The organism is Allobosea sp. 05T422_2 (assembly GCF_056396265.1).
In genome coordinates, this window is record NZ_JBFTLD010000029.1 from 1 (window position 1) to 20,924 (window position 20,924).

General features: G+C 66.2%; 20 protein-coding genes. 12 read left to right on the plus strand and 8 right to left on the minus strand.

What is annotated here, in order from left to right:
* A partial coding sequence (locus tag AC1DJT_RS07955) for a TOBE domain-containing protein (RefSeq protein ID WP_476833862.1) occupies window positions 1–251 on the plus strand: 251 nt, incomplete at its 5' end.
* Window positions 252–336: 85 nt separating this feature from the next.
* On the opposite strand, the gene AC1DJT_RS07960 is transcribed toward AC1DJT_RS07955, so the two are convergent.
* A complete protein-coding gene (locus AC1DJT_RS07960) occupies window positions 337–1,935 on the minus strand; it encodes an MDR family MFS transporter (protein ID WP_476768869.1) in 1,599 nt (532 codons plus the stop codon).
* An 86-nt stretch (window positions 1,936–2,021) separates the two neighbouring features.
* Window positions 2,022–3,206 carry an HlyD family secretion protein gene (locus AC1DJT_RS07965; RefSeq protein ID WP_476768870.1) on the minus strand — a complete coding sequence of 395 codons (1,185 nt, stop codon included), beginning with the start codon at window positions 3,204–3,206 and terminating at the stop codon, window positions 2,022–2,024.
* Between the two features lie 112 nt (window positions 3,207–3,318).
* On the opposite strand from AC1DJT_RS07965, the gene AC1DJT_RS07970 reads away from it, so the two are divergent.
* Window positions 3,319–3,966 carry a TetR/AcrR family transcriptional regulator gene (locus AC1DJT_RS07970; RefSeq protein ID WP_476833863.1) on the plus strand — a complete coding sequence of 216 codons (648 nt, stop codon included), beginning with the start codon at window positions 3,319–3,321 and terminating at the stop codon, window positions 3,964–3,966.
* 88 nt (window positions 3,967–4,054) lie between these two features.
* On the opposite strand, the gene AC1DJT_RS07975 is transcribed toward AC1DJT_RS07970, so the two are convergent.
* A complete protein-coding gene (locus tag AC1DJT_RS07975; protein ID WP_476833864.1) occupies window positions 4,055–5,398 on the minus strand; it encodes an aminotransferase-like domain-containing protein in 1,344 nt (447 codons plus the stop codon).
* Between the two features lie 181 nt (window positions 5,399–5,579).
* Between AC1DJT_RS07975 and AC1DJT_RS07980 the strand changes: the two genes are divergently transcribed.
* Complete coding sequence (locus tag AC1DJT_RS07980; RefSeq protein WP_476832439.1) at window positions 5,580–5,849, plus strand: YjiS-like domain-containing protein; 270 nt, start codon at window positions 5,580–5,582, stop codon at window positions 5,847–5,849.
* Between the two features lie 70 nt (window positions 5,850–5,919).
* Window positions 5,920–6,678 carry a sulfite exporter TauE/SafE family protein gene (locus tag AC1DJT_RS07985; RefSeq protein ID WP_476769142.1) on the plus strand — a complete coding sequence of 253 codons (759 nt, stop codon included), beginning with the start codon at window positions 5,920–5,922 and terminating at the stop codon, window positions 6,676–6,678.
* Between the two features lie 25 nt (window positions 6,679–6,703).
* On the opposite strand, the gene AC1DJT_RS07990 is transcribed toward AC1DJT_RS07985, so the two are convergent.
* Complete coding sequence (locus AC1DJT_RS07990; RefSeq protein WP_476833865.1) at window positions 6,704–8,701, minus strand: transcriptional regulator; 1,998 nt, start codon at window positions 8,699–8,701, stop codon at window positions 6,704–6,706.
* Window positions 8,702–8,832: 131 nt separating this feature from the next.
* Here AC1DJT_RS07990 and AC1DJT_RS07995 point away from each other — a divergent pair, with 131 nt between their 5' ends.
* From AC1DJT_RS07995 to AC1DJT_RS08005, 3 genes are all read left to right on the plus strand, one after another.
* Window positions 8,833–9,921 carry a PLP-dependent cysteine synthase family protein gene (locus AC1DJT_RS07995; RefSeq protein ID WP_476769144.1) on the plus strand — a complete coding sequence of 363 codons (1,089 nt, stop codon included), beginning with the start codon at window positions 8,833–8,835 and terminating at the stop codon, window positions 9,919–9,921.
* Between the two features lie 16 nt (window positions 9,922–9,937).
* Window positions 9,938–11,437 carry a pyridoxal phosphate-dependent decarboxylase family protein gene (locus AC1DJT_RS08000; RefSeq protein ID WP_476833866.1) on the plus strand — a complete coding sequence of 500 codons (1,500 nt, stop codon included), beginning with the start codon at window positions 9,938–9,940 and terminating at the stop codon, window positions 11,435–11,437.
* 127 nt (window positions 11,438–11,564) lie between these two features.
* Window positions 11,565–12,410: a class I SAM-dependent methyltransferase gene (locus AC1DJT_RS08005; protein WP_476769146.1), complete on the plus strand. Its 846-nt coding sequence runs from the start codon at window positions 11,565–11,567 to the stop codon at window positions 12,408–12,410.
* A gap of 344 nt (window positions 12,411–12,754) precedes the next feature.
* Here the strand turns inward: AC1DJT_RS08005 and msrA are convergent, their stop codons facing one another.
* Window positions 12,755–13,270: a peptide-methionine (S)-S-oxide reductase MsrA gene (msrA, locus tag AC1DJT_RS08010; protein WP_476769147.1), complete on the minus strand. Its 516-nt coding sequence runs from the start codon at window positions 13,268–13,270 to the stop codon at window positions 12,755–12,757.
* A gap of 241 nt (window positions 13,271–13,511) precedes the next feature.
* On the minus strand, window positions 13,512–14,612 hold the full coding sequence (locus tag AC1DJT_RS08015) for a PLP-dependent transferase (protein WP_476769148.1): 1,101 nt from the start codon (window positions 14,610–14,612) through the stop codon (window positions 13,512–13,514).
* 189 nt (window positions 14,613–14,801) lie between these two features.
* On the opposite strand from AC1DJT_RS08015, the gene AC1DJT_RS08020 reads away from it, so the two are divergent.
* A complete protein-coding gene (locus AC1DJT_RS08020; protein ID WP_441491170.1) occupies window positions 14,802–15,251 on the plus strand; it encodes a hypothetical protein in 450 nt (149 codons plus the stop codon).
* A gap of 181 nt (window positions 15,252–15,432) precedes the next feature.
* On the opposite strand, the gene AC1DJT_RS08025 is transcribed toward AC1DJT_RS08020, so the two are convergent.
* Together AC1DJT_RS08025 and AC1DJT_RS08030 are read right to left on the minus strand one after the other, a co-directional pair.
* A complete protein-coding gene (locus AC1DJT_RS08025) occupies window positions 15,433–15,843 on the minus strand; it encodes a YunG family protein (RefSeq protein WP_441506738.1) in 411 nt (136 codons plus the stop codon).
* An 80-nt stretch (window positions 15,844–15,923) separates the two neighbouring features.
* On the minus strand, window positions 15,924–16,631 hold the full coding sequence (locus AC1DJT_RS08030) for a TetR family transcriptional regulator (RefSeq protein ID WP_476833867.1): 708 nt from the start codon (window positions 16,629–16,631) through the stop codon (window positions 15,924–15,926).
* 88 nt (window positions 16,632–16,719) lie between these two features.
* Here AC1DJT_RS08030 and AC1DJT_RS08035 point away from each other — a divergent pair, with 88 nt between their 5' ends.
* From AC1DJT_RS08035 to AC1DJT_RS08050, 4 genes are read left to right on the plus strand one after another with little or no spacing between them, the layout of a single operon-like run.
* Window positions 16,720–17,505: a cyclase family protein gene (locus AC1DJT_RS08035; RefSeq protein ID WP_476833876.1), complete on the plus strand. Its 786-nt coding sequence runs from the start codon at window positions 16,720–16,722 to the stop codon at window positions 17,503–17,505.
* Between the two features lie 49 nt (window positions 17,506–17,554).
* Window positions 17,555–18,481 (plus strand): 3,5-dioxohexanoate:acetyl-CoA acetone transferase, encoded by a 927-nt coding sequence (gene kce, locus AC1DJT_RS08040; RefSeq protein ID WP_476833868.1) that lies wholly within the window; start codon window positions 17,555–17,557, stop codon window positions 18,479–18,481.
* Window positions 18,482–18,489: 8 nt separating this feature from the next.
* Entirely contained in the window at window positions 18,490–19,530 is a 1,041-nt protein-coding gene (locus AC1DJT_RS08045; RefSeq protein ID WP_476833869.1) for an SMP-30/gluconolactonase/LRE family protein, read from the plus strand.
* Window positions 19,531–19,556: 26 nt separating this feature from the next.
* Window positions 19,557–20,768 (plus strand): ABC transporter substrate-binding protein, encoded by a 1,212-nt coding sequence (locus tag AC1DJT_RS08050; RefSeq protein WP_476769152.1) that lies wholly within the window; start codon window positions 19,557–19,559, stop codon window positions 20,766–20,768.
* Window positions 20,769–20,924 lie beyond the last annotated feature (156 nt).

Below are 20,924 nucleotides of genomic sequence, written 5' to 3' on the forward strand. Positions count from 1 at the left end.
CCTTCGGCGTCCGCCCCGAGCATATCGCGGTCGGCGGCGAGGCGGGCGAAGTGCTCGGAGAGGTCAAGGTCCAGCTCGTCGAGCATCTCGGCGGCGGGACCGTGCTTTACGCCACCACGGCGGGAGGCGAGAATCTGACGATCTCGGCCGCCGGGCAATTGCGCGTCCGGCACGGCGAGAATGTGCCGCTGCGCATCGACCCGTCGATCTGCCACGTCTTCGACAGCCAGGGCATGGCGCTGCGCAGCTGAGCGAGGCGGCCGAGCCCGAGCTTCACACGCGCCGAGGACGAGAGGGAGATGGGCGTCGGCATCCACTGCTTCGGGGCAGGGCGTTTCAATGCGCGGCCGCTGCACCGCCGCCTTGGCCCTTCCTGGCGAACAGGACCACGATCGCGGCGAGGACCAGGATGATGCCGATGACGGCGAAGGTGTCGCTGAAGCCGAGCACCAGGGCCTGGCGCTTGACCGTCTTGCCGAGCGCGATGACCGCCTGCTGCTGCGCCGCCGCATGGTCGGAGATGCCATGCGCCATGAAGTAGTTCGTCATCTGGTCGAGGCGGGTGCGGACCTCCTCGCGGAAGGGCGTGACCGCCTGGCCGATGATGTTGGAGTGGAACTGCTCGCGCTTGGTGATGATCGTGCCGAGCACCGCGGTGCCGACCGCGCCACCGAGATTGCGCAGCATGTTGAACAAGCCCGACGCATTGGCGGCGTCCTTCGGCTGGATGCTCATCATCGCGATCGCCGTCAGCGGCGTGATCACCATGGACTGGCCGACGGCGCGCACGACATTGGGCCAGAACAGCTGGTCGCCGGAATAGTCGAGCGACATGTGGATGTTCATGAAGCAGGAGGCCGCAAACAGCGAGATGCCGACGAAGGTGATGTAGCGCACGTCGAAACGCTTCATCAGCATCGGGACGAGCGGGATCAGCAGGAGCTGCGGCAGGCCGGTCCAGGCCAGCACCTTGCCGATCTGCTCGGCATTATAGCCCTGCACCTGGCCGAGATATTGCGGCAGCACATAGACCGAGCCGAACAGGCCGAAGCCGACGAGGACATTGGCGATCGTGCCGACGGTGAAATTGCGGTTCTTCAGCAAGGAGAGGTCGACGAGGGGCTTCTTCACCCGGAGCTCGATCCAGATGAAGGCCGCCAGGAACACGACCGCGATCGCGGTGAGGCGGATGATGAAACTCGACTGGAACCAGTCCTCCTTGTTGCCTTCCTCGAGCAGGGTCTGCAGCGCCGACAGGCCGATCGCCATCGTGGCGATGCCCGCCCAGTCGCCTTCGCGCAATAGCCCGAGCTGCATGGGCTGGTTTTCCAGCGTGAAGGCGAGGGCGATCACCATCGCGATGCTCGGGATGGTGTTGATGAAGAAGATGGTCTGCCAGCCGTAATTCTCGGTCAGGTAGCCGCCGATGGTCGGGCCGATGGCGGGCGCGAAGGTCACGGCCAGCGCGAACATCGCCAGGCCCATCGGCTGCTGCGACTTCGGCAGGCGCGTCACCACCATGGTGAAGGCCATGGGGATCAGGACGCCGCCGGCAAATCCCTGCAGGCCGCGCAGCGCGATCATCTGGCCAAGTGTGGTGGCGAAGGCGCAGGCCATGGAGAACAGCGCGAAGGCGACCGTGCTCCAGATCATGTAGCGCTTGAACGAGAACACCCGGCTGAGAAAGCTCGTCAGCGGGATGACGATGATCTCGCCGATCAGGTAGGAGGTCGAGATCCAGGCGCCGTTGTCGACGCCGGTCCCGATGCCGCCCTCGATGTCGAGCAGCGAGGCATTGGTGATCTGGATGTTGAGGATCGCCATGAAGGCGCCGATCGCGCCGGCGATGATCGCGATCCAGGTGGAGAGGCTGGCCTTGTCCTGCGCGGGAAGAGCCTGCGGGAGGACGGCGGCAGTCGGCGTTTGGTTCGGCATGACCCAGCTCCTTGCAAGCCAGGCGCGCGTGCCGGAAGCATGCTCCTCAAGACCGGGGCGCGGCCTTGCGACATGCTCAGGATCGGCTAGCGCGCGTCCGCCACGACATCGGCGTTCGAGACCTTGGTGTTGATCGTCGGCACGACCGACATGCCCGGGCGCAGATCGCCCGCCAGGCCATGGCCGGCGTCGAGCACGATCTTAACCGGAACGCGCTGGACGACCTTGGTGAAGTTGCCGGTCGCGTTGTCCGGGGGCAGCAAGGCGAATTCCTGGCCGCTGGCCGGCGCGATGCTGTCGACATGGCCCTCGACCTTGACGCCCGGGAACATGTCGACCTCGACCTCGACCGCCTGGCCGGGCTTCACCCCGGTGAGCTGCGTCTCCTTGAAGTTCGCGACGATATAGGTGCCGGCGAGCGGCACGACCGCCATGAGCTGCGTGCCGGCCTGCACGTACTGGCCGATGCGCAGCGTGCGGTTGCCGACGACGCCGTCGACCGGGGCGGTGATCTCGGCATAGGACAGGTTGAGTTCGGCCTGGCGCTGCACGGCCTCGTCACGCGCGACGGTCGCCCGTGCCTGGGCGAGATCGGCCTTGATCAGGTCTACCTGCTTCTGCGCTGCGGCGAGCGCTGCCGTGTCGCGGTCGGTTGCGGCGCGGGCAGCCGCGATCTTGGCAACGGCGGCCTGCGCGTTCTGCACGGAGCCGTAGCCGGTCCTGGCCAGGTTCGTGTAGCGGTCATTGTCCTGCTCGGCGAAGGTCTGGTTGGCCTTGTCGACCTCGACGGTCGCCCGGGCRGTGTCGATCAGCGATTGCTGGGCGTCGAGCTGGGCCTGCTTGCTGGCGACGGCGGCGTGGGCAGCCGCGACCTCGGCCTTGGCCTGGTCCAGCGCGACGCGGAGGTCGCGGTCGTCGATCCGGGCGAGGACCTGGCCGGCCTTCACCGGCTCGTTGTCGCGCACCAGCACCGCTCCGATATAGCCCGAGATCTTGGGGGCGATCGTGGTGCTGTCCGCCTTGACATAGGCGTCGTCGGTCGAGACCTCGAAACGGCCGGTCGTCCAGTAATCATGGCCCCAGGAACCGGCGCCAAGCAGAGCGGCCAGCGCGACGCCAGCAAGCGCCGCCTGGCGCAGCCTKCGCTTCGGCTGAACGGGTGCTGCGGGGGAGGCTGCCGCTTCGGCCAGCTTCTCCGCGACGATCCCCGGCACTGCCTCGTTGGCGGGGATGGCGCGTTCGGCGGAAATCCGGTCCTGATGGGTGCTCATCGCTTCAACTCCTGCAGGGCTGGGCGATCAGCCGTTCCTGCAATATGGAAACTTGATGTTTTCTAAAATAGTCGCTACCTTTCCTGTGTCAACGATAATTTGGAAAACCGTCATGGTACAAATTCACGAAACGGTGAAGCGCTGCCGCGGACGGCCACAGACCCGGCCCGACGAGGAGACGATGCGCCTGATCGTCGAGGCTGCGGACCGTGAGTTCCAGTCGAACGGCTATGCCGGCACGAATATCAAGGCGGTGGCGGACCGGGCCGGCGTCTCGACCAAGACGCTCTACAAGCTCGTGCCGACCAAGGCCKGGCTCTTCGAGGCGACGATCCGCCTTCGCATCAGCCGCTTCCTGCTCGATCTGGACGACGAGGTCGGCGAGGAACTCGACCCGCGCGAGGCGCTGGAACGCATCCTGTTCGCCTTCGGCGTGCTGACGCTGAGCGCCGAGACGATCGCCATCAACCGGCTCGTCATCGGCGAGTGCGGGCGCTTCCCCGAGGTCGCGCGCGCTTTTTACCAACTGGCGATCGTGCCGGTGAACGGCGTCATCGAGGCCTGGCTGACGCAGCAGAAGGACAAGGGCACGCTTCGCATCGACGATGTCCATATCGCGTCGGGCATGCTGCGCGGCATGATGATCATGGAGCCGCAGCGCACCGCGATGATGGGGCAGCGCGCCGCACCGCATCGCGACGAGATCGCACTTCGCGCCCGGCAATGCGCCGAGGTCTTCTATAACGGCTGCAGGATGTGAGGCGCCKAGATCTGACGGAGAGGGGGGCTTGGCCGGGCCTGCCTGCCGGTCCCTGGACACAGAGTGCGCATGAGCGGCCGCGCGTCGCTCATTCCGTCGAGTCGAAGTCGTCCTCCCCGCCATTCAGCATCGCGGCCAGTGTGCGCAGGCCGGTATCGAGCTGATCCATCGTCGGGGAGGCCAGCGCCAGCCTGACGGCGTTGGGCGCATGGCCGGGGCTGACGGCGAAGGTCGAGGACGGCGTCAACGCGATGTCGCGCCTGGCTGCCGCCGCGACGAAGGCCTGCGAGCGCCAATGCGCCGGCAAGGTCAGCCAGAGATGATAGCATTTTCCGTTGGTCCGGATGTCGAAGCCGGAGAGACGGTCGGCCGCCAATCTCTGGCGCGCCCGCGCGTCGAGGCGCTTCAGTCTCGCAAGCGCGGCAACGGTGCCGTCGCCCAGCATCCGCTGCGCCGCCGCAAACGCAAATCCCGAGGCGGTCCAGCCGCCCGCGCGCACCGAGGCCGCCACGCTTTCCCGCAGGCGCGGGGGCGACGCGATGAAGCCAAGCGTCAGGCCGGGCGCGACCTTCTTGGAGAGGCTGTCGATGACGATGCAGGACGCGGGCGCCAACGCGGCAAGCGGTGGCTGATCGTCGAGGAAGCCGTAGACATTGTCCTCGATGACCGGAAGCGCGAGTTCCTCGACAACGCGCAGGAGATCGGCTCTGCGCGCCGCATTCATCGTCATGCCCAGCGGATTCTGGACCGCCGGCTGAACATAGATGGCCGAGAGCTGGGCCTCGCGATGCGCCGTTTGCACCGCGTCGGGCCGCAGGCCGTCTTCGTCCATCGCCAGCGGCACCAGCGAAATCCCGAGCCGGGCGGCGATGCTCTTGATGAAGGGGTAGGTCAAGGCCTCCACGCCGCAGCGGCCGCCCGCTGGAACGACCGCAGCGAGCGCTGCGGCAAGGCTCTGGCGGCCATTGCCGGTGAACACGAGCTGTTCGGGCGAGGCGGACCATGCGCCCTGCGACAGATACGTGGCTGCGACGCCTCTCACCGCCGGCGTCCMGATGCTGGTCGCCTGTCGCAACGCGGCATCCAGCGCGGCAGGATTGTCCAGGCCGCCCAGGCTCTTGGCGATCAGCGCGGTCTGGTCGGGAAGGATCGGGTAATTGAACTCGAGGTCGATCCGGCTGCCATGCGGCTCGCCTGGCGCCGCCACGCCACGCCTGGCATCGCCTGAGATGAAGGTGCCCCTGCCGACTTCGCCGACGACGAGGCCGCGGCGCAACAGCTCGGCATAGACGCGGCTCGCCGTCGAGACGGCGATCGCGCGGTCATAGGCGAAGCTGCGCTGCGGCGGCAGGCGGTCGCCCGGCTTGAGCGTGCCGTCGGCGATCTCCGCGGCGATCGCGTCGGCGAGCTTCAGATAATCGGATTTCGACATTATTGCACCGAGGTCAATGTTTCGATTGCTCGGAGCATTATGTCGGATCATTTTGTCCGCATCAACATGATTGAACCGGGAGCCGCGACGTCTTCGGGACTCAAAGCAGCAGGTGGCCCGCTCGGCGAGCGCTTGCGGCTGTGGTGTCGCCTTGCCCGGATCGAGCATTGGGAGACAGGACATGTCTGCAATTCCTTCAATCTCACCTTCCGTGACGCCCATTCCTGCAACCTTCGCCCGGCATGCGGTCGCAGGGACGCCCGGCGCACCGTTCCGGCTGCTCGGCGCCTCTTACCGCTGGATCGCGGGCTATTTCGTCCGCCGCGACGCGATTGCATGGCTTCGCGAATGTGATGACGCGGCATTGCGGGATATCGGCCTGGCGCGGAGCGAGATCGAAGACGCGGTCCGCGGCCTCGTCAGCCCTTCCGGTGGAGCGAGGAGGGGATGATGGCCTCCTCGGCCGCGATGGGCCCTTGCGCAGGCGGAGGCCGGCACGCGTCCTCCATGGAGGCCGCCACATGGACCTGACCTGGGCCACAATCCTGGTCGCCTTTGCCGGCGTCTTCCTGATTGGCTTCATGCGGGGAGCTTTTGGCGGCGGCTTCGCCATCATCGGCATTCCGCTGTTGTCCCTCGTGATGGACCCGGTCACCGCCGGCGGGCTGCTCGCGCCCCTGTTCATCGCGATGGAYCTCTATGCGCTGCGCTACTTCAAGCCCTCGACCTGGTCGAAGCCGGATCTCGTGCTGCTCCTGCCGGGGCTCGTGATCGGCATCGGGGCGGGCTTTCTGCTGTTCCGCTCTCTTGACCACCGGACCGTCACGCTCGCGATGGGGGTGATCACCCTGATCTTCGTCGGCCTCTGGCTTGTCGGAGGCGCTGAGGTGACGACCCGGCCGCGTTCGACGCCGAAGGCGATCACGGCCGGTCTCGCCTCGGGTGTCACGACCATGGTCGCCCATTCCGGCGGACCGCCGCTGGCGATGTATCTGCTGCCGCTCGGCCTCGGCAAGGAGATCTATGCGGGCACCACGAGCCTGTTCTTCACGGTCGGCAACGCGACCAAGCTGGTGCCGTGGCTGCTGCTGGTGAAGCCGAGCGCCCATGTCTGGACCTTGATGGCGCTTTGCCTGCTCGCCATTCCCATGGGCGTCGGGCTGGGCTGGCGGCTGCACGGCGCGCTCGACCAGCGCCAGATCTATCGCGCCTGCTACGCGCTGCTGGTCGTGACGGCGCTGAAATTGCTCTGGGACGGCATTTCTGGATTTTGGGGCTGAGCGCGACTGTCTGCACCTCGCGCTTTCACGGGGCCAGGCCGATGGCTGCCGCAGCCTTGCGGTAGCGCATCTGGGTATCCGCTTCGAACCTGAACGTAGTCAGGAAATCGTCGAGCCGGTAACCCGGGTTGAGGGCATGGATGCGTGCGACGTGGGTGCGCGCCTCCTCGATACGGCCGGCAAKCGCGAGGCAATGCGCGGCGATGGCCAGGATGTGCACATGCGCATTGGGGCGCGCGGCCGCCTTCACGCCCCAATGCGCCGCCTCCGCGAAGGCGCCCAGCCTGACCAGCGCCATCGCACGCGTGCCCAGAATGCCAAACAGCAAGGGATCATGCGGGCTCAGCAGACGGGAGTGGTCGGACGCCGCGATCGCGGTTTCGGGATCCCCCGCCTGGCAGTGGACGAAGGCGAGAGCGTAATGCCCGAGCGCGAAATTCGGGCTGAGCGCCACGGACCGTTCCAGCGCGCCGATGGCTTCGGCTTGATCGCCGGCGAGCCACATGGCTCGTCCCATCGACCAATGGGCGGCGGGATTCTGCTCGTCGATCAACAGGCTCTGTTCGGYGGTTTCGATGGCCCGTCGGACTTCGTCATTCCGTTCGCCCCAGCGCTGGAAGGCCCTTTGCCAATGCGTGAAGGACAGGCCGGCCTGGGCGCGCGAAAAGGTCGGATCGAGCTGCGCCGAGCGGCGGAAGAACGCCGCGGCCTGCTCATTTTCCGCGGCGGTGAAGCGGTACATGTGCCAGAGCCCGCGATGATAGGCTTCCCACGCGTCGAGCGACTCCGGAGGTCTCAGGATCGCGCGATTGCGCTCCGCGGTCTCGATTTCGGAAGCGATCGCCGAAACGATGCCGTTGCCGATCTCGTCGAGCACGGCGAGMCGATCGAGCGAAGAGGCCTCGAACCGGTCCGTCCAGACGATATGCGCACTCGCCGCCTCGACGACTTCGATGACGGCGGTGGTGGCGCGCTCGTGCCGCTCCAGCAGCCCGGTGACGACATAGCGGACGCCCAGCCGCTCGCCGATCTCGCGATATCCCAGCTGCTCCGGCGCAATCGCGAAGACCGAGCCGCGCGCGATGACGAAGAGCCCACGCAGGCGCGCCAGGCGGCTGATCACGTCATGTGTCAGGGCGTTGCCGAGATCGCTGGGGCCGATGCCGTTCGCGCTCACTTCCTGGAGCGGCATGATCGCAACGGAAATCCGGTGCTGCGCCGAAGGCTCTGTCGTCTCATGGCCGGCGGCCTCGGCGGCGACGGACGCGGGCGTMGTCCTCAACTCCCTCCAGGCGGCCGCGATGGGGGCAAAATCGATGCCGTCGGCCGCGAAACTCCTGGCGGTCCTCTCGAGGTGCCGGGTGCAGTCGTCGATCAGGCGCCGATCGTAGAGTTCGGCCAGGAACCGGGCGTGCGCGCCGATATCGAACGGCGAAAGCTCGATCCATCTGCGGGCCGCGGCCCAGCCTGCTGGCGTTCCCCTCGCTGTCCTGCGCGCCGTCTCGGCCACCAATGCGATTTCGAACGAGCGGAACTCGCTCCGGCGGCTCGCCACCCAGTGTTCGAACTCGATGCTCTGGGCGAGCTCGGTGCCTTCCAGGAATTCTTGCTCCGCCGCGGCAGTGAGCGACTGCAGCTCCGTGTCGCCAAGCCGCCCGAAGCCGGCTTCGGCAGCCGCAAGCAGGCGCAGGACATCGACATCGCAGCCCGCGAGATCGAGCGCGATGCCGTCATCGCAGGCTAAGACGCGACGATGAGCGGGGTCGTCGACCAGCGCTCGCAGCTTGCTGAGGCACCATCTCAGCTCGCCGCGCGGATCGTCGGGGACCTGCCATAACAGGCTGCAGAGGCGCTCGCGGGGAACCGGACGCGAAGCCAGCGCGAGATAGGCAAGCAGCGCCCGCACCTTGCGCGAGGGCGGAAGCGTCTCGGCCGCACCGGCGCGCAGGAGCTTCAGCGGACCGAGGAGCCGGAGCTCGAGCTCGGGCCTTGAAAAATCGGCATCGGAACCCTGCGATTCCATGCGCACTCCAACGGTGGCTCCCACGCGGAGTACCCCACCGCCATCCTAGCATCCCCTGACTATCCGCACAGCCGGAAGCTGCGGCGGCTGGGATGGCCACCGCCGGAAGTCAGTCATGAAGGAGGGAAACCATGCCTTCGATGGACATTTCGAGGACGACGCAAGGTCGGGGCCGCCTGTTCGAAACCGTGCTCGACACGATTGGCGACACCCCGGCCATCCGCATCAACAATCTCGGCGTCGATCACGCCACGATCTATGTGAAGGCCGAATTCTTCAATCCGGCCGCCTCGGTCAAGGACAGGCTGGCGGTGGCCATCATCGAGGAGGCCGAGCGCAGCGGCGCCTTGCGGCCCGGGCAGACGGTCGTCGAGGCGACCAGCGGCAATACCGGCATCGGGCTCGCCATGGTCTGTGCGCAGAAGGGCTATCCGCTCGTCGTCACCATGGCGGATAGTTTTTCGGTCGAACGTCGGCTGCTGATGCGGATGCTCGGCGCGAAGGTCGTGCTGACGCCGCGGGCGCAAAAGGGGTTCGGCATGTATCTGAAGGCCGTCGAACTGGCCGAGAAGAATGGCTGGTTCCTTGCCCGGCAGTTCGAGACCAAGGCCAATGCCGCCATCCACGAGGCCACCACAGGCCGCGAGATCGTCGGCGATTTCGCCGGCTCACGCCTCGACTATTTCGTCACCGGCTACGGTACCGGCGGTACGGTGGTCGGCGTGTCGCGCGTGCTCAGGCGGGAACGTCCGGAGACGAAGATCGTCCTGAGCGAGCCGGCGAATGCGCGGCTGATCGGCAGCGGCCAGAGCCAGCAGCGTGGTGCGGGAGGCGCGCCATCGGCTAGCCATCCCGCCTTCGAGCCGCATCCGATCCAGGGCTGGACGCCGGATTTCATCCCCGATGTGCTGCAGGAGGCGATCGACGAGCATTACTATGACGACGTGGTTCCGATTGCCGGACCGAAGGCGATCGAGTGGGCCCGGCTGCTGGCGCAAAAGGAAGGGATCTTCACCGGCATCTCGGGGGGAGCGAGTTTTGGCGTCGCCCGGGAGGTCGCTGCTACGGCGCCGGCGGGCTCCGTCATCCTGTGCATGCTGCCCGACACCGGCGAGCGCTACCTCTCGACCCCGATGTTCGACGCGATCGAACCCGGGATGGACGCGGACGAACTGGCATTGTCGCAATCGACGCCCGGTTTCCAGATCGCTGCCGAATAGCGCGGAGGAGACAGTCATGGACGCGCGTGTGGGACCATTGATGCAGACGGATCCCGACGGATATGGCGGGGAGGAAACGCTCGATCCGCAGGAATGGGACGCGGTTGCCGCGCTGGCGCATCGCGTCGTCGACGACGCGGTCCGCCATCTCAGGGATCTGCGCGAACGGCCGGTCTGGCGGCCGATGCCGGGCGAGGTCGAGGCGCTGTTCCGCGCCCCCGTGCCCGATCAGCCCAGGCCGATCGAGCAGGTCTACGGCCTGGTGCGCGACAGCGTGCTGGCCTATCCGATGGGCAATATCCATCCCCGCTTCTGGTCGTGGTTCATGGGGGCGGGCAATTTCTCCGGTGCGCTCGGCGACTTCATCGCCGCCGTTCAGGGCTCGAACCTGGGCGGCGGGAGCCATGCTGCTGCCCGGCTCGACCAGCAGGTCGTCGGCTGGCTGCGCGATATGGTCGGCCTGCCGTCTTCGGCCAGCGGCACTCTTGTCAGCGGCGGCTCGGTGGCGAACCTGATCGGGCTGACCGTCGCGCGCAACACGGCGGCGGGGATCGATCTGCGCGAGCACGGGGTCGCCGCGCTGGATCTGCCCTTGCGCTATTATGCATCCGATCAGGTCCATTCCTGCCACCGCAAGACCGTCGAGGCACTCGGGCTCGGCAACAAGGCCTTGCGCCGGATTCCGACCGGCCCCAGCTGCCGGATCGACCTGGATGCGCTGCAGGCCGCGATCGCGCAGGACCGCGCCGAGGGCTTTCATCCCGCCTGCATCATCGGCACGGCCGGCACCGTCAATTCCGGTGCTGTCGACGATCTGGCGGCGCTCGCCGACATCGCGGCCGATGAAAACATCTKGTTCCATGTCGACGGCTGCATTGGCGCCCTGCTGACGATCGCACCGAAGAACGCCTGGCGGGTGAGGGGTATCGAGCGCGCCGATTCCGTGGCGCTCGATCCGCACAAATGGCTCCACGCTCCGTTCGAGGTCGGCTGCGCTCTGATCCGTGACCGGGCAAGCCACAGGAACAGCTTTGCCGTCTCCCCGGAATATCTGCAGACCACTACGCGGGGCATCGCGTCTGGGGACTGGCTATACGAATATGGGCTGCAGACGACGCGCGGTTTCAGCGCCCTCAAGGTCTGGATGGCGCTGATGGAGCACGGCGTTGCGAAATTCGGCCGCCTGATCGACCAGAACATCGCGCAGGCCGCCTATCTCGCCGAGCTGATCCGGTCGCAGCCGGCCCTGGAGCTGGTTGCCCAGCCGGAGATCAATATCGTCTGCTTTCGTGTCGCTCCGGAGGGCCGTGACGAGGAGCGCGTCAAGCAGATCAATGTCGAGATCATGCTTCGCCTCCAGGAGACCGGCATTGCTGCCCTGTCCGACACGACGCTCCGGGGGCGGCACTGCCTGCGCGTGGCGATCTGCAATCACAGGACGAGGCTGGAGGATCTGGATCAGCTTGTGGCCGCCGTGCTGAACCTTCGAACGGGTATGGCAGAGCAGGCAGCCTGAGGGGCTGAGGTCAACGTCTCGCCCCCGCGAGCACTGTTGCACGGCGAAACGGGTTGAATCCTGCCGCAGTCGGTCCATGCTAGTCTCAGTTTTCGGGTCGGAAGTACATCACGGAAGGAAAACGTGCATGTCCACGAACCTCGATCAGATCCGCGACCAGCAGCGCGACACCTGGGATCGTTTTTCCGCCGGCTGGAAGACATGGGATCGCCTGGTCCTGAGTTGGCTTGCTCCCTTCGGTGCGGCGATGATCAGACAGGCCGATCTCCATGACGATTCCCATGTCCTGGATGTGGCTGCCGGCACCGGCGAGCCGGGGCTCTCGGCGGCGGCGCTGGTCCCGCGGGGGCGCGTGACCGTGACCGACCTCTCGCAAGCCATGCTGGCGGTAGCGGCAGAGAACGCTGCGCGTCGCGGCCTGCGGAATTTCGACACCAGACCGTGCGATGCCGGTGCGTTGCCCTTCGACGATGCGAGCTTCGACGCCGTACTCTGCCGCTTTGGCTTCATGTTCTTCCCCGACATCGATGCAGCGGCGCGCGAGTTCGCACGCGTGGCTAAGCCGAACGCTCGCATTTGCGCCGCCGTGTGGAGCGCCCCGGAGAAGAATCCCTGGGCAACGACCATCATGGGCACGATTGCGCGTCATGTTGAGATGCCGCCACCGCCACCGGGTTCGCCAGGCCTGTTTCGCTGCGCGCCGGAGGGCCTGATGCGTTCCGCCTTTGCCGCAGCGGGCTTGCACGACATCACCGAAGAGGAGGTGTCGGCCGAGATGGTTCACGAGACGCCGGAGCAATACTGGCAGTTCATGAACGACATCGCCGCCCCGGTCGTTGCCGGGCTCGCCAAGGCCGATGCTGAGACGGCGGAGCGGATCCGCAGCGAAGTCCTCGACCTGGCGCGCCAGTCCATCCGGGACGGCAAACTGCGCCTGATGTCGACTGCAAGGGTGATCGTCGGCTCGCGCTAGGACCCGGCGCGTGCGTTCACGACCAAGGCATCGGCGCGTGGCTGTCATTGGGGCGGGTCTGCGCCGGGGCGCGTGCGGACCGTCGCTATCGTCCCGACCAGGGCCAGGACGCCGGGAATGGGCCCCAAGCGAACGCCATTCCCGTGCTGTCGAGGAGAGGGATCGTGATCAGGCTGGGCGCGAAGGCGTCTCTGCGGCCGGCCAAAGCCGACGGCCTGGTCCTGCACTCGGCCCCGGCATGGTCATCGACACGGGCTCAGGCAGCGCCAGGCTCTGGAACCGATCCGCCAACCCGCCGAAGGGCTCGTCGCGCCGAGCCCTTCTCCATGCCCCGCCTGCGATCGTCAGGCGGCGTGGCTGCGGCGCGGCAGCTTCCAGTCCGGGCGGGCGAAATGGCAGGTGTACCCCCCGGGCTGGCGCTCGAGATAATCCTGGTGTTCCGGCTCGGCCTCCCAGAAGTCGGAGACCGGCACCAGTTCGGTGACGACTTTTCCCGGCCACAGGCCCGAGGCATCGACATCGGCGATCGTCTCCTCCGCCACTTTCCTTTGCTCTTCGGACCCGTAGAGGATCATCGAGCGATAGCTCAGGCCCATATCGTTGCCCTGCCGGTTCTTCGTGGTCGGGTCGTGAATCTGGAAGAAGAATTCGAGCATATCCCTGAAACTCGTCTTCTCCGGGTCGAAGACGATCTCGATCGCCTCGGCGTGGGTGCCATGATTGCGATAGGTCGCATTCGGCACGTCGCCGCCGGAATAGCCGACCCGGGTGGAAATGACGCCGGGGCGACGCCGGATCAGATCCTGCATCCCCCAAAAGCAGCCACCAGCCAGCACGGCCCGTTCAGTTGCGCCAGTCATTGCTCTTCTCCTTCTTCAGCCGATCGCATGCGAAACAGTGCTTCGTCTGGCAAGTAATCGCCAAGGGGGGTGATCGCCAGGGGGCGATCGCCATGGCTTTATCGCCAGAGATGACGTGCAAGGAGGGCGTGTCGATGGCCGTGCGCGTCCAGGTAAGGCAAATTCACGTCACGCTACGCGACCTGCTTCAGGGCCTGCTCCAAGTCGGCGATGAGGTCGGCGGGCTCCTCCAGGCCGACATTCAGCCGGACGATCCGGCCATCATAGCCGCGCTGGGTCCGCGGTAGCGGCGGGTAGGCCATCGCCAGGCTATGCGTGCCGCCCCAGCTGAAGCCCAGCGGAACAGGCGCAGCGCCTCGACGACATCTGTGACGCGCTGCGTATCCCAGCCCGGCTCGAACACCACCGAGAACACGCTCGCCGAGCCGGTGAAATCGCGCCGCCAGATCTCGTGCCCCGGACAGTCCGGCAGGGCCGGGTGGAGCACGAGCGCGACCTCGGGGCGCGCCTTGAGCCAGTGGGCGATCTCCAGCGTCGTCCTCTCCAGGCGGTCGAGGCGAACGGCCAGCGTCTCCAGACCGCGCAGGGCAAGCGCGCAATCGTCCGGTGATACCGCCATGCCGAGCAGGCGGTGTGTCGCGCCGATCCGCTCCTGCGCCTCCGCCGTCCCGACCGAGACGGTGCCGAGCAGGATGTCGCTATGGCCGCCGACATATTTGGTCAGCGCCTGCATGCTGACATCGACCCCATGCGCGAAGGCATCGAACAACACGCCCGCCGCATAGGTGTTGTCGAGCGCCACAGGTACGCCCGCCGCATGCGCTGTGGCGACGATGGCCGGCACGTCCTGCACCTCCATGGTGATCGTGCCGGGGCTCTCGCACCAGATCAGCCGCGTGTTTCGCCGGATCAGCGCAGCGATGCCGGAGCCGATCAGCGGATCATAGGTCTCGACCGTGATGCCGAGCCCGGCCAGCAGCTCATCGGCGAGTTCGCGGTTGGGCCCATAGGCGGTCTCGGGCAGGAGGGCGTGATCGCCCGCACGGCAGAAGGCGAGATAGATCAGCGCGATCGCCGCCTGGCCGCCCGGCACGACGAAGCTCGCGCGCGCGCCTTCGAGGTCGGCGATGCGCAGCGCGAGTTCGCGCGTCGTCGGCGTGCCGTAGAGGCCGTAGGAGTAGCCTTCGCCGCGCCAGTCGTCGCGAGCCTCGGCGACGCGCTCGAACAGCACGGTCGAGCCGCGATGAATGGCGGGGACGAGGGCGCGAAAATCCTGCGATGCGGCCACCCTGGGGTGCACGAGCTTGGTCCGCCAATGCCGGGCGGGATTGTCGTCGGTCATTGCGCCTCACCGAATCGCCGGGGTCGACAGCCCCCTGAGCCAGCAAGGGTGGGGGCCGCTCCCCGCCGCTGTCAAAGGGGACGGGGCGATCGCTAGGGGGCTCCGACACAACTTATCGCTGCATCGGGATCGAAATCGCCCTTCGCGCGTTAAACCTCTGCGCCACCAAGCGAGCGCGAGGAGTAGACGATGACGACGATGAGGCAGACAGCCGTTTCTTTCGCGGCCCTTCTGATGCTGGCATCACCCGCCTTGGCGCAGTCGCCGCCGCTCGGGCCTTCGACCGGCACTGTTCGCATCGAGCAGGTTTCCGCCGGTTTCATCGCCTCGGGCGAGGCGGGCGGCGGCACCTTGCGCTTTCAGGGCCGCTCCTATCCGATCTCGGTCGGCGGCCTTGGCATCGGCTCCATCGGCGCATCGCGCACGGTCGCAACCGGGACGGTCTACGGGCTGCGCAAAGTGTCTGATTTCGCCGGCGCTTATGTCCAGCTGAAGGAAGGCTGGGCGGTTGGCAGGCAGGGCGGCGGCAATGTCTATCTGCGCAACGACAAGGGCGTGACCCTGCGATTGGCGACGCGCCGGCAAGGGCTTCAGCTTTCGCTCGGCGCAGATGGCGTGCTGATCGGCTTCAAGCAGTAGAAGACCATCCGGCAACCAGTTCACCGGACCGGATCTCGCATCCGGTCCGACCCTTGCGTAGCAAGGGAGGCAGTTTCCGTCCAAAAGTAGAGGGATCAGGAATCCATCTGATCTCGGCTGCTCACGACGCGTCCGACTGGCTCGCCCGGACATTCCCCCTTGCGTCTGCGCCATGCGCCGGTCAGCGGGCTGATGTTTTAAGATAGTCTTCGACCCGGCTCAGCAACAGCGCGCAGCGTTGGAGCGTTGCTTCCGTGTCTCCAAGGTTCTCGCGGTCGAGCACCGCGAACTCCCTGATCATCGATCCCGGCGGGAATTGCTGCCAGCTGAGGTCAATGTGATACCAATCCTCGCCGACCGGCAGGCCGTTCCAGAAATGGGTTTCGTCACTTTCGCCCGTCCACACCATTCCCTTGATGATTTCCGTTTGCGGGTAATAGTGCTGCACGACCCGTGAGGTTGGGTAACACTGACCAAGGGCGGGATTGCCGGGCTTCACAGCCGCCTTGTACGAGGTTCGTCCGTCCCAGGACGCCTCTAAAGCCTCGCGAAGGCGCAACATTCGGTCCTGGAGCTTGGTCTGGTTCGGCATGGCGACTCCCATGGGTTCCGGCATCGGATCCTGCTGAGGTTCAAGCTCGCTCCGATGGATCTTGCGTCGCACGCGACCAGTCACGCTCTCAGTCCCGATGGCGCCTCACCCTCGCGCAACGCGGCTTCGTCACTCGCAACAGGAAGCGCGCGGAACAGGGCCGCGATCATGTGGACGAAGAAATCGCACATGCGCGGGTMGCCCGATTGCGCACGGCCTTCGGAGAGCCGTTCGACCCGGCGGTCGGCGACATGCATCAGGAGCGCTCCGAGCGCATATTCATAGCCCCAGACCATTGTCTCGCGTGAGCGGCCGGGCAGGGCCTGCATCATCGCATCGATCAGGCTATGCGCCAGACGGTCATAGACGCGCTCGATGATCGCGCTCGCCTCCGGCCCTGGATCCCAGGCGGTGCGGGCGACCAGCAACGAGAATGCGTCTGCGCCGGCTTCCCGCAGGCGAATGACCGGCTCAGCCCAGGCCCGGACCAGATCCTCGACCGCATGGGGATTGGCGCCGGAGATATCGACCGCGGCAATCCTGTCGATGCGCTCGGTGACGTAGCCGCTGCGATGCGCGAAGACCGCGGAGAACAGGTCCTCCTTGCGCCCAAAGTGATAGCCGACAAGGGCAAGCGGCACCTTGGCCGCGCCCGCGATGTCGCGGACCGAAACGCCGGAATAGCCACGTTCGGCGAACAGGGCCTCGGCCGCGCTGAGGATCGCGAGCCGCCGATCTTGCGCCGCCTCGGCCTTCCGCGAACGTTTTGCCTCGCCCGGTCCGGTCATGCCGCCCGCTCCATCAGCACTCCTCGTCGATGATCTTGTACGATCGTCCAAGATATCCTATCCCATTCCCGACGCCGGCAAGCCCGGCATGCGGCTGGCGGCGATGAACCTGATCGATCTGTCCATTCCCCTAGAAAACGACGTACCGGCCGATCCGCCCTTCCAGAAGGTCAGGATCGACTACCGCCATCACGGTGAGACGGCGACGGAAATCGCCGCTGCCTTTCCGGGTCTGCGCCCCGAACAGCTTCCGGACGGCCAGGGCTGGGCGGTTGAGCAGGTCAATATCTCGACCCATAACGGCACCCATGTCGATGCCCCCTGGCATTATCATCCGACGATGGATGGCGGCGTGCGGGCCGCGACGATCGATGAATTGCCGCTCGACTGGTTCATCAGGCCGGGCGTGAAGCTCGATTTTCGCGATATGCCGGACGGGCATGTCGTGACGCCGGACGAAATCGACGCCGAACTCCGGCGCATCGGCCATCGCCTGCAGCCCTTCGAGATCGTCGTCGCCAACACCCGCGCCGGCCAGCGCTATGGCGAGGCCGACTATATCCATTCCGGCTGCGGTTTTGGGCGAGCGGCCACGCTGCATCTCGTCCGGCAGGGCATCCGCGTCGTCGGCACCGATGGCTGGAGCTGGGATGCTCCGTTCAGCCATACCGCGCGCCGCTTCGCCGAGACCGGCGACGCCTCGCTGATCTGGGAAGGCCACAAGGCCGGCCGGGAGGCGGGCTACTGCCAGATCGAGAAGCTGCACAATCTGGAAGCGMTGCCGCCGACGGGATTCACCATCTCCTGCCTGCCGGTGAAGGTGAAGGGCGGCTCGGCCGGCTGGACCCGGGCTGTCGCCATTCTGAACGCATGACATCGCAGGCATAGGTCGAAACACAACGGCCGATCCCGGGGAGGGGCATATGGGCAAGGTCATCATMACCTGTGCGGTCACGGGCGGCATTCATACGCCGACCATGTCCGAGCACCTGCCGATCACGCCGGGCGAGATCGCCCAGCAGGCGATCGAGGCGGCGGAGGCCGGCGCCGCCATCCTGCATCTGCATGCGCGCGATCCCAGGGATGGGCGGCCGACGCCCAATCCGGCCGTGTTCATGGAGTTCCTGCCGCGGATCAAGCAGGCGACCGATGCGGTGATCAACATCACCACGGGCGGCGGTCTCAACATGACCGTCGAGGAGCGTCTTGCCGCGCCGCTGCAGGCCGCGCCCGAGATGTGCTCGCTCAACATGGGCTCGATGAACTTTGCGCTGCATCCGCTCGCCAAGCGCTACAGCAACTGGAAACATGGCTGGGAAGAGCCCTATCTCTCCGGCACGAAGGATTTCATCTTCCGCAACACCTTCGCCGATATCGAGCGGATCTATAAGCTGCTCGGCGAGGGGCACGGCACCAAGTTCGAGCATGAATGCTACGATGTGGGCCATCTCTACAACCTCGCCCATTGCCTCGATCAGGGCTGGTTCAAGCCTCCGGTCTTCCTGCAGCTGATCTTCGGGATTCTCGGCGGCATCGGCGCCGACATGGACAATCTGATGTTCATGAAGCGTACGGCCGACAAGCTGTTCGGCAAGGACTATCAGTGGTCCGTGCTGGCCGCGGGCCGCCACCAGATGCCGTTCTGCACGCAGGCCGCGATGATKGGCGGCAATGTCCGCGTCGGCCTCGAGGACAGCCTGTTCATCGGCCGCGGGCAGCTCGCCCGCAGCAATGCCGAGCAGGTCGCCAAGATCCGGCGCATTGTCGAGGAACTCGGAATGGAGATCGCGACGCCGGCGGAAGCACGCGCCACGCTCGGGCTGAAGGGCGGCGACCAGGTGAACTTCTGAGGCGCGCCATGGCGGGGACATCCAATCCGATCGACGGCTTCACGGTCGATCCAGCGGCGATCAGCTATGTCGGCGAGTGCCTGCAGCGCCCGGAATGCATCCTGGCCGAGCGCGACGGCACGCTCTGGTCAGCCGATGCGCGCGGCGGTGTCGTGCGCATCGTCCCGAACGGGCACCAGCGGCTGATCGTGCAGCAGGCGAGCCGCGGCTTTGCCGAGGCCGGAAACGACGAGGACCGCTTCGTCGCCGGCACCTTGCCGAACGGGCTGGCCTTTGCCCGCAATGGCGACATCCTGATCTCGAATTTCGGGACCGACCGGCTCGAGATCATGACCCGGGACGGGCAGACGCGCGTCCTGATCGACAACATCGGCGGCGAGCCGATCGGCAAGGTCAATTTCGTGCTGCGCGACAGCCGGGACCGGATCTGGTTGACGATCTCGACCCGGACGAAGAACTGGATGAAGGCGATGAGCCCCGCGATCCGGGACGGCTATGTCGCGCTCTATGATGGCGGGCGCCTGCGCGTCGTCGCCGACGGCTTCCATTTCACCAACGAGATCAGGCTCGATGCCGCCGAGGAGTGGCTCTATGTCGTCGAGACCTGCGGCCGCCGCGTGACGCGGCTGCGTGTCGGCGGGGATGGCAGCCTTTCGCAGCGAGAGACATTCGGCCCCAGCGATCATGGCGCCTTCATCGACGGCATCGCCTTCGACGCCCACGGCAATCTCTGGGGCACCCATGTCATGACCGACCGCATTTTTGCGATCACGCCCGACGGCGACCTGCGCATCCTGCTCGACGATGATCGCGGCAGCGCGGCGGGCAGGGCGCTGATGGCGGCCTTCGCCCGCGACGAGGCGACGCCCGAGCTGATGCTCGCCTGTGGCGGCRGCATCGCCCCCTGGTTCGCCAGCATCACCTTTGGCGGTCCCGATCTGCGCACCGCCTATATCGGCAGCCTGAKGGGCACGCGCATTCCGACATTCCGGTCACCTGTTGCCGGATTGCCGCTGGCTCATTGGCACGGGAACGATCGACCCGCCTGACGGTCGACGGATTGGGAGGATTTGGAATGCGGATCAAGTTCGTAGCAGCGACGGTCGCGCTGGCGCTCGGGTGGCCGGGTCTCGCGGCCAAGGCGGAGATCTCCGACGGAGTCGTCAAGATCGGCGTCCTCACCGACATGTCCGGCGTCTATTCCGACATCACCGGCAAGGGATCGGTGCTGGCGACAAGGATGGCGATCGATGATTGCCTTGCGGCCGAATGCGCCGGCATGACGATCGAAACCGTCTCGGCCGATCATCAGAACAAGGCCGATGTCGCCTCCGTGATCGCGCGCGAATGGATCGACCAGCAGAAGGTCGATGTCCTCGCCGACATGTCGAACGCCTCGCTCCAGCTCGCCTTGCCGCCGCTGCTGAAGGAGAAGAACCGGGTCGGCCTGTTTCCGGGCGGCACGGCGCGGCTGACCGGTGACGCCTGCCAGCCCGATCATATCGTGCAATGGATGTGGGACACCTATGTCCAGGTCTCCGGGGTCGCGAATGCGCTGACGAAGCCCGGCTCGAAATGGTATCTGGTGACGGCGAATTATGCGCTGGGACACCAGCTCGAAGCCGATACCAAGACCCTGGTGACGGCCAAGGGCGGGAACTATCTCGGCTCGGTCCGGCATGCCTTTCCCGCAACCGAATTATCGTCGCAGCTCCTGACCGCGCAAGGCTCGGGCGCCGACATCATCGCGCTGGCCAATGCCGGTGGCGACACGATCGCCGGGATCAAGACGGCGCGGGACTTTGGCGTCGGCCAGGGCGCCCAGAAGCTGGTCGCCTTCTTCATGACCGTGATGGATGTGAAGAGCGTCGGCCTCCAGGGCGCGCAGGGCACCGTGCTGACGGAAGGCTTCTACTGGAACCTGGATGATCGGACGCGCGCCTTCTCCGAGCGCTTCAAGGCGAAGAACGGCACCGTTCCCTCGGCCATCCATGCCGGAATCTATTCGGCGGTCCGGCATTATCTCAAGGCGGTCGCAGCCGCGAAATCGGACGATGCCAAGACGGTCATCGCCAAGATGCGCGAGATCCCGATCGAGGACGATGTCGTGCGCAACGCGAAGCTGCGCGAGGACGGACGCATGGTCCATGACTTCTACGTCTTCCAGGTGAAGAAGCCGGAGGAGTCGAAGGGCGACTGGGACTTCTACAACCTCGTCGCGACCATCCCCGGAGACCAGGCCTTCCGCTCGCTCGCAGACGGCGCCTGCCCGGCTCTCAAGAAATAGAGAGGCGTCGCCGATGGTCTGGGGTTGGGGATGTCATCGCCCTGGCCTCCAGGCCAGCAGCGACGCCGCCGCGCGCGCCGCCGGTTTCGTGGAGACCGGGACGGGGTGTTTGGTGACGCTGGAGTCGGCGCCTGTACCACCTTCCGGCTCATCGCC